Genomic DNA, 7,349 nt, shown 5'->3' with positions numbered 1-7,349 from the left:
CCTTGTTTGCCGCCGAAACCCAGATGAACATCGCTGCCGAGGAACTCGGTATCGACCCCATCCAGATCCGTCTGAAAAACGCCATGGTTTCCGGCGACGAACTGCCCGGCGTGGCCACGATCAGCTCCTGCGGATTCGTGGAATCGCTGAAGGCGGTGCGCCGCATCAGCGGATGGTCCCGCAAGCGCAAACGTCTGAAAACCGGCCGGGGGGTGGGCATCGGCTGCTACAGCTTCATCTCCGGCGGTGTCTTCAACTGGTTCAACACCCAGTATCCCTTTTCGGCCGCCGAAGTGCGCGCCTTCGATGACGGCACCGTCCATCTGCTGACCATGGCCTCGGACATCGGCCAGGGATCGGACACGGTGCTCAAACAAATTCTCGCCGAAAGCCTGGGGCTGAAGATGGAGGACATCCGGCTCACCGCCGCCGACACGGCCATGACGCCCCAGGCCGATCTGGGCACCTGGGGCAGCCGGGTGACCCTCATGGCCGGCAACGCGGTGCTGGACGCAGCCAAGAAGATCAAAGAACGGTTGTCCGGGGCCGTTTCGGCCCGGTTTAACCTCAACGTGATCTTCGACATCGAATTTGCCGACGGCCGGGTGTTTGCAGCGGGCAAGCCGGACCGGGGCATGACCTTCGGCGAGGCGGTGGCCTTTGTCCAGAAGACCCAGCGGGGTGAACCGCTGGTGGCCCGGGGGTCCTACACCCCCCGGGGCAAGGGGCTGGTCAGCCCGGCCTTCAGCTTCGGCGCCCAGGTGGCCGAGGTCACCGTGGACACCGACACCGGCCAGATCCAGGTGGAGAAGATGTGGACCGCCCACGACTGCGGCACGGTGCTCAACCCCATGGCCGTGGAGGGTCAATTGGAGGGATCCGTGCAGATGGGGCTGGGTTACGCCCTCTCCGAGCAGTTCGTCATGGACGGTGGGAAAACCTTGAATACGACCTTCCTGGACTATAAAATGCCCAACGCCGCGGACATGCCCCCGGGCGAGTCGGTGTGCATCGACACCTTCGAACCCGAAGGGCCCATGGGCGCCAAGGAGGCCGGCGAAGGGTTGGCCTCCCCGACGGCACCGGCCATTGCCGAGGCGGTTTTTCACGCCACCGGGTACCGGTGCACGGACCTGCCCATCACACCGGAAAAGGTGCTCAAGGGGCTGGGGAAGCTTTGATACAGAAGCCTGAAGACTGATGACAGAGGTCGGAAATCGACCATCGGACTTCCGTCCTCAGTCCTCGGTCATCAGCACTTTCCCAACTTAGGCGTCAGCTCCACCTGAAAGGTGTGTCCCAGCACCTCGGCGATGGCATGGACCGTGTTGTGGAAACGCGCATAGGTCATCGCCAGACCGATGATGCCCGCCAGGATCTGCAACGACTCCAGATCCTGCTCCGACACTTTCCACGGTTCGTAATGGTACAACCGAAGCACACCCACCACCTCGCCAAGATGAACGATGGGCAGGGACACGATGGCGGCGATACCCTCTTTGCGTGCTTCATCCGGGTATTGCAGGCTCTTGTTCTTTTTGCTGATGTCAGAAATCACCACCGGGTTGCCCTGAAAGGTTTCGTTGATGCTCTTGGGCGTGTTCAACGGCCCCTTGGTCAGGTACTTGGCGGAGAGGCCGAAGCTGGCCAGAATCTCCAGTTCCTCGGTGACCGCATTGAGCACGAAAATGGCGCACCCCTTGATGTCGAGGCTGGCGGTGAGCAGTTGGGCCAGGTGGTTGGTCATCACGTCCAGGTCCTCGCTGTAGGCGATCGACCGTGTCACGGCCTTGAAGATGTCGATGTTGATCCTGTTTTCAAATGCCATGTCATCCTCCTTTCAGGTGGCAACGCAGATGGTGACGCCGCGCAGGGCGGTCACCACGCGGGCGTAAATGCTCCGGGTAAAAAAATGGGTCACTTTGCCCGCGCCCCTGCTCAGCACCAGCACGTTGCAGCCGGCGACCCTGTCCACAATCGCTTCTGCGGCGCTTTTAATCCGTTTTTCGAACACGCAGGTGACGGCGTCGCGGTCGAACCCGCTCTTCACCAGCATCTCCCCCACCTCCTTCAAGGCCTCTTCCTTTTCCTTGAGCTCCACTGCCAGATAGGTCATGCCGCTCCTCATCTTCAGATTCTCCGGACTGGCGGACACATCGATGGTCGGCAGCGGCGTATACGCATGAAAGAGCGTGACGCGGGTCTCCCTTCGCCCGGCAAATGCATCGATGGCAAACCGGATCGCCTTTTGATCGTTGGGGGAATAATTGTAGGGCAGCAGAATATGAAACGTTGCCATGGCGCCCTCCTTTCCTGTTGAAAAGGGTTATGGGTCGGCCGCACACCGACAGCGGTATCGGGCAGATGAAACAGGCGCAGGCAAAGCATAGATAGACGAGGTCAATTAAGAACGGAGAAATGGCAGTTACGGAAGATCCAACAGAAAACCGTAAACGTCCGCATCAGCAGCGGCGGCCAGAACAAGCCAACGAGGGTGGCTCATTATTCAATGCTAAATGGGACCCGGGTTGCTGTCAAATAAAAAACGGCTACAGACCGTATACCTCCACCGGCTCGATTTTGCCTTTGAGCGCGGTTGTCGGCAGGCTGTGCAAAGGGAATTCCCGGGAGAAGCGCCGCCGGGTGTCTGCGCTGACGATGATGCTGGTGCCATGCTGTTTGTTGGCCTCCTGGAGCCGCGAGGCGACGTTGACCGTGTCCCCGACCAGTGCGTAGGACAGACGGGAAGGGCTGCCGATGTTGGCCGCCACCACGTTTCCCGAGTGAATCCCGATACCGTGTTGGAGCGGTGAGTGCCCGCGGTCGGCAAAAATCCGGTTCACCGCCGCCAGCCCATCGTTCATGTTCATTGCCGCGCTCATGGCTTGGGTGGCATGATCCGCGAGGGGGACCGGTGCTCCGAACACCGCTTCGATTTCGTCACCGATGAACTGCAGGACCAATCCGCCCTGATCGCTAATGGCGGTCTCCATCTCCTCGAAATACCGGTTGATGATCCGCACCACCTGCTGGGGCGTTGTCCTTTCGACAAGGGGCGTAAAATTGCGCAGGTCGGCGAACAGCACCGACACCTCACGGACTTCGCCATCCAGAGGGATCTTACGCGAAAGCACTTCGTCCCTGACCGCTTTGGAAACATACTTCCCGAAGGTTTCCTTGATGAACTCCCTTTCTTTGAGGCCGGTGGCCATTTCGTTGACCGCATCGCCTACGTACCCCAGTTCATCGTTGGAAGACACGCTGACCCGGCCGTCGAAATGCCCGTTTCGTATTCGTTTCAGCATGGATGTCATGTCCGCCAGTGGTCGCGTCAGATTGCTGCTGACCAGAAAGGTGAGCCAGACGCCCACCCCGGCAAAAATGGCGGCGTGGCTGAAAATCATGGACTGCATCGCCGACAGCGCCTGGCCAGTATCGGCAAACGTTTGGGAAATGCCCCAACTGTCCCGCGCCAGGGTAGACAAGGGAATCAGGTTGGTCGCGGTTAAAAAGGCAATCAGGCGAGTCCGAATGCGGATGCGGATGGTATTCGAGACGGCGGACATGCCCCCATGGGGGAAAAAATAAGGAATCATCCGCCGCTGCATGAAAAATTCGATCACGAAAAAAGCCACGGTGACGGAGACCAACCCAACCTGAACGTTCAGTGAGAAGGCGCCAACAATAGCCTTCCGGTCCAGTCCCAATTTCCAAAAGTAAAGGGCATAAGTGACGCCAGCCGAGATCCAAACCAGCGCATTCAAGGCCATTAAAAAAAACGGCTCGTTGAGCAATCTCTGGTGGGCTTTGTCAGTGAGGACGTCGGAGGTTGCGAGGCCGTCGCGGCGACGCTTCAGATAGCGCCGGATGGGACGTTCGTAGATCAGCGTGATGGCAATGGGTACGATAAAGCTCAGCGGAATAAATATAAGATCGATGGTCGCAAACAGATTGCTTCGCATATCGCTATGCAGCGTACCCGTACGGCTAAACAGGTAGAAGACAACCGTCACGCCGATAATGTTGGAGATCACGTTGGCGATGATCATCGTATTTCTGAATCGAAAGCGCCTGACCAAGTTCATTCACAGCTCCTTTTCTCCAAGCGGGCATGACAACGCTGACCGAAAGCAGGGACGGCCCTTCATTCCGCCGTATAGTAGACACCGGGGATCCAGCTTTTGCGCAGTTTTGTCGTTTTGTCCGCCGATTCGGCGGCGTCCTCGAGGAATTTGAACGTATGTTTACCGATGCGGATGACATCGTTGTGCACCAGTTTCTTGCGGTCGATGGGAGCACCGTTGATGTAGGTGTGGTTCGTGCTGTTTAGGTCTTCGATGAAATAACCCGCCCGGCCGGCGTCTTCCATGTATTCGACCTTTTCTATTTTTGCATGGCTCTGGCTGGCCAGCATGTCGTCGATGAATACATCGGAATCGGTTTTCCGACCAATCCGCAGCTCAGCCTGGTCAAGGGGTATTCGCTTGATGGTCAAGCCTTCGTGGGTAAGAACGAGCATCGCCATTTCTCTTCTCCTTATTGATTATTTCAGCCTTCGCAGGCAAGCGTTTATCTCCTCTACCACCTTTTCAGCCGATGCAAACCGTTTGGTCGTTCGTTTGGCCAGCAGCCGGTTGACGATCGACTTCACGCAGGCCGGAATGTCTGAAGCCACTCGGGCCAGCGGCGTGTGGGCATGGTGGGAAATCGCGTATAAGATGGTGGACATCGAATCGCCCTTGAAGGGTCTGGTTCCGGTGAGCAGTTCGTAGAAAACGATTCCCAGGGAAAAAAGATCGGAGCGGCCATCTATGCGCTTTCCGTTCACCTGCTCCGGTGACATGTAATTCGGTGTTCCCAATATCACCCCGGTTCGCGTCTGGGATGCATCGACGACCTGGGCGATGCTGAAGTCGGTGACTTTGACGCGGCCGTCTGCCAGCAGCATGATGTTGGCCGGCTTGATATCGCGGTGCACGACGCCCTGGTTGTGGGCGTAGTCCAAAGCGGCCGAGACGTCAGCGATGACGGCCAATACCCGAGAAATCGGCAGCAGGTTATCCTTTTGGCAATAGCGGGTCAGGGTTTCGCCGCTGAGCAGTTCCATGGCGATATAGGCCATATCATGCTCTTCACCGACATCGTAAATAGAAACGATGGTGGGATGAGACAACTTGCCGGCCGCCTCGGCTTCCCGGGAGAAGCGCATCTTGACGTCGACCAGTTCCGCCGGTTCGACCTCCGCATAGGCCAGCGTTTTGATGGCCACATTGCGGTTGATTTTGGGATCACGGGCCAGATAGACCGCCCCCATGGCACCCCGGCCGAGTTCTCTGAGGATTTCATACCGCCCGAACGTCGGTTTGGCGCTGCCGTCCCCCATCCTCAGCGGCACGTCGCCCCTGACGCCGGCGACGATCGTACGGTCCAGCTCGCTGAGCCGGCGACTGCGCTTGTCGACATCCTTGAAGGCACCAGCCGTTCGGAGGTGCCGGTAGATGTCCAGCGCCTTGTTGAACATGCGTTTGCGTTCGAAATCCAACGCCAGATTGTACAGCAGGTTTTTAACCGTGCGATCCTGTACCGGGCACTGCACAAACTGCTCATAGGCCATGTCAAACATCCCCTGCCCTTGGTACGACAGCCCCAGGGTTTTGCAGGCGTCCAGTTTGTCTGCCTGCAGCCGTCGCGAAGCAAGCGTCGTCTGGAGCACGAGAAATCCTCCCGCAGCCAGAACCATCGGCCCCAGCACCTCGATCCTGTAGCCATACCCCAGCAACATGCCGACGGTCGCGGCGTACCACGTCACCATAAAGGACATAAGAATGATGGCCCCGACCCGGGGACTCACACGGGGAATCACGACGACCAGAAAAAAAGCGAAGTAGAGAACGACCCCGAACTCCAGCGCCTTAGCCCATGACGGCCGTGAAAGCCGGTGGCTGGCCAGTATTCCCGACAGCGCATTGGCCATGATTTCGACAGCCGACGCCCGGTCGCGCAATCCTACCGGAAAAGTGGGGGCCGCCGTTTCGGCGGTTACCCCGATCAATACGATTTGGTCCTTGAATACAACCGGATCGACATCCCCATTGAATATCTCGGAACAGGAGAACCATCGTTGGCGCGTCCATCTGCGGTCGTGATTTACCAGCATCCGGTAGGCGCCATCGGTGGGCAGGTCGAGGTGACTGATGAGAAGGTGCGGCTGTCCGAAGAAATCCGCTTCCACCGAGAGGTCCTTCAACCGGCCGCCCACGTGCTTGAGCGCCAACTGGAAGGGCAGCGCGGGAATCAATCGCCCGTAATAATCCACGAACAAAGGTAGATGCCGGACCCTGCCGTCGGGATCCGCCTGCAGATTCGTGTGCCCCATCGCCCCGGCCTTGCCCGCCAGGGCCTCGAACGGTTCAAACAGCCCAAAAACGGCCGGGGGGCCCTGCGATCCGGTGCCGAGGGACCTGATCAACGCGAGAGGTGTACCGGTGCCACCGGTGGGCAGCACGGTGGCGCTGAGGGAGTTGATGATCACCATTCCCGACGGGTCGGCGATGTCGTTTCCGGTCTGATGTTGCATGGCGCCGTGTATGGGCAGCACCACGTTCCTGCCGCGTCGGATGGCGGCGATCAGGCGGTCATCCTGGTTCAATCTTGATTCGGCATGGCTGAGCAGGCCATCAAACCGGTCGGTGGATGACCCGGCCCCTTTCCTTTGCGCGTCGCCGAGTTGGGCTTTAAGCTGCCTGATTTCAAGCAAACCGGGGTTTTGGTCCGGTTGGGTGTAAAGGATGCAGACACCCAGGGTTTCGGCGCCGTGGTCCGATATCAACCGCACCAGGTCGGCAATCCGCGAGCGGGGCCAGGGCCAGTCGCCGAACTGCCGGATACTGCGTTCATCGATGGCCACAATGGCAATGGGTTGTTCCTGCGTATGGTGAACGCGCCCAACCCAGTAGTCATAATTCCTGTTTTCAAAATAGGCCCACGGATCCAATGGCGACACCATGCAGGCCAGGACGACCCCGGTCAGCAGAAGGATCTGGATGAAGGGCGATGTGAGAATCTTTTTCAACATATGCCGCATTCGTTCTGGATAGTGGCGGGAAGGTGGGGCTGTATACAGAAGGCGCCACTTACCGTATGTTCATTTGCAATGCCTTGCATGCAGTCCGCGTTTCAACCGCCATTGTCCGCTGTCAATCTGTAAATCATTGAACGTTATGCAAAATCAATGCAATTATATATTTTTATGGGTTTACGGCGGGGACAATGGGGATAAGCCGCTTTTTTGACCTGAAAACTGACCGTCTAAACCCATTTTTCGGCCAATTCTATGCGATATCTGATTT

The 7,349-nt window shown here is 58.0% G+C and carries 6 protein-coding genes; 1 reads left to right on the top strand and 5 read right to left on the bottom strand.

Translation table 11 applies throughout. The annotated features are described in order from the left end of the window. A partial coding sequence (locus tag ABYV26_RS16855; RefSeq protein ID WP_372682521.1) for a xanthine dehydrogenase family protein molybdopterin-binding subunit occupies positions 1–1,181 on the top strand: 1,181 nt, incomplete at its 5' end. 71 nt (positions 1,182–1,252) lie between these two features. Here the strand turns inward: ABYV26_RS16855 and ABYV26_RS16850 are convergent. The 5 genes from ABYV26_RS16850 to ABYV26_RS16830 form a co-directional block, all read right to left on the bottom strand. After that, a complete protein-coding gene (locus ABYV26_RS16850; RefSeq protein WP_372682520.1) occupies positions 1,253–1,828 on the bottom strand; it encodes a GAF domain-containing protein in 576 nt (191 codons plus the stop codon). Between the two features lie 12 nt (positions 1,829–1,840). Next, positions 1,841–2,299 (bottom strand): universal stress protein, encoded by a 459-nt coding sequence (locus ABYV26_RS16845; RefSeq protein WP_372682519.1) that lies wholly within the window; start codon positions 2,297–2,299, stop codon positions 1,841–1,843. Between the two features lie 250 nt (positions 2,300–2,549). After that, complete coding sequence (locus ABYV26_RS16840) at positions 2,550–4,085, bottom strand: adenylate/guanylate cyclase domain-containing protein (RefSeq protein WP_372682518.1); 1,536 nt, start codon at positions 4,083–4,085, stop codon at positions 2,550–2,552. 59 nt (positions 4,086–4,144) lie between these two features. Further along, positions 4,145–4,525 (bottom strand): FHA domain-containing protein, encoded by a 381-nt coding sequence (locus ABYV26_RS16835; RefSeq protein ID WP_372682517.1) that lies wholly within the window; start codon positions 4,523–4,525, stop codon positions 4,145–4,147. Positions 4,526–4,543: 18 nt separating this feature from the next. Further along, positions 4,544–7,075, bottom strand: coding sequence for a CHASE2 domain-containing protein (locus ABYV26_RS16830; RefSeq protein ID WP_372682516.1), 2,532 nt, complete (start codon positions 7,073–7,075; stop codon positions 4,544–4,546). Between the last annotated feature and the right edge of the window lie 274 nt (positions 7,076–7,349).

Origin of the sequence: Desulfosarcina sp., assembly GCF_041551955.1 — a bacterium.
Taxonomy (GTDB): domain Bacteria; phylum Desulfobacterota; class Desulfobacteria; order Desulfobacterales; family Desulfosarcinaceae; genus Desulfosarcina.
This window is presented reverse-complemented; position numbering and strand designations above follow the sequence as displayed.